At 36.3% G+C, this 1,419-nt stretch carries 2 protein-coding genes and 1 rRNA gene; 2 read left to right on the forward strand and 1 reads right to left on the reverse strand.

The annotated features are described in order from the left end of the window. Both rrf and AC1Q59_RS24725 read left to right on the forward strand, forming a co-directional pair. Positions 1–76 (forward strand): 5S ribosomal RNA (rrf, locus tag AC1Q59_RS24720); the annotation flags it as partial. Positions 77–193: 117 nt separating this feature from the next. Further along, the gene (locus tag AC1Q59_RS24725) at positions 194–1,045 is read left to right on the forward strand and encodes a tyrosine-type recombinase/integrase (RefSeq protein WP_492368522.1); all 852 of its coding nucleotides are present in this window, start codon (positions 194–196) and stop codon (positions 1,043–1,045) included. A gap of 193 nt (positions 1,046–1,238) precedes the next feature. Here AC1Q59_RS24725 and AC1Q59_RS24730 read toward each other — a convergent pair. Then, positions 1,239–1,419: hypothetical protein (locus AC1Q59_RS24730; protein WP_492368523.1), on the reverse strand; the 181-nt coding region annotated here is incomplete at its 5' end.

Here is a 1,419-nt window from a genome sequence, read left to right on the forward strand (position 1 = left end):
GAACACGGCAGTTAAGCTTCTCAGCGCCGATGGTAGTTAGGGGCTGTCCCCTTGTGAGAGTAGGACGCTGCCAGGCAACCCAAAGAACACCTGTTACAGGTGTTCTTTTTTTGTGTAAAATTTACAGAAGTTTACTTCTTTGTTTTGATGCGTTATAATGGAAGAGTCAGATGATTATTAGGAGGATTTGAAATTGAAAAAAAATTCTACCGAAGCTATTCCGCTGATTCTTAATTTTTGTCATTGGTTAGAAGAACAAAGGAAATCTCCTAGTACCATTTCAACGTATAAACGTGAACTGGAAAAGTATCAAGAGTGGCTTCAAGGGAAAAATAGCGATATTCGCCATTTGACGAAAGCCGATATTGAGGACTATATCGTTTATTTAGAGGAAAAGAAAAAAAGTCCATCAACGATCGATAAAACCGTAGGTTCTATCCGGACGTTTGTTAAATTTCTAGAGAAACCAGAGCTGACTTTTGGAATAGAAATAAAGGCAGTGGAAAAAAATAAGGATTTTGAAACCATGTCTGCAGCAGAATGCAATGAGCTGCTCAACCAGGTAACAGAAGATGGTGACATTAGAAATATAGCAATTGTTTATGCGCTTTTGTATACTGGGATTCGGGTGTCAGAATTGTGCAACTTAAACCGGTCCAATATTAATTTAAAAACCAATGAATTGACCGTACAAAAAAATGATGAAGAACGCACAATTCCTCTCTCGGCTGATGCAAAAACTCACCTAGGAGTTTATCTTCAGTCACATACAGAGGAAGCCCTGTTTATTACCCAGACGGGGGATCGGATGACAGAGCGGTCAGTCCAATATATGCTTAAGAAATATAATGTTAATCCTAATAAATTACGCCATACCTTCTGCCAAAGACTTGTAGATGCGAATGTTGATTTAGAAACCGTTTCAAGACTTGCAGGCATTAAAGATCTTAATGAAACAAAAAGATATTTAAGAAAATCGCCATTCGATAGAAAAAGGCTAGAAGAAGTAATAAATAATGCTTTTATTAATGAAACACAAGGGTGAGTTGCTAAAATTAAAATTATAGTTGGATCGGGAATTCCGATCCTTTTTTTATTTAGGGGATTATTTCCAGTAATTTAATTGTTTACTTCTAATCTAAAAAGGAGTAGCATAAGAGTTCCCTTAAAGTGAAGAGGGGAAATTTTTCTACTTTCGTCTAAAACAGAAGTTGACTTCCGATCTCGAAAGTGGTATATTAATAGAGTCGCTGACGCGACGTTCGAAACTCAATTTTCTTTAAGAAAAAAACAAAAAAAGAAGTTGACTTCGAAGAATGAAAATGATACAATAGTTTTTGTTGCTGCTTCGGCAGGACAAGCAAAATAGTTCTTTGAAAACTAAACGAAACAGAAACGCCAACGTAAATTATTTGTCCC

It is taken from the genome of Cytobacillus sp. MT66 (assembly GCF_058792595.1).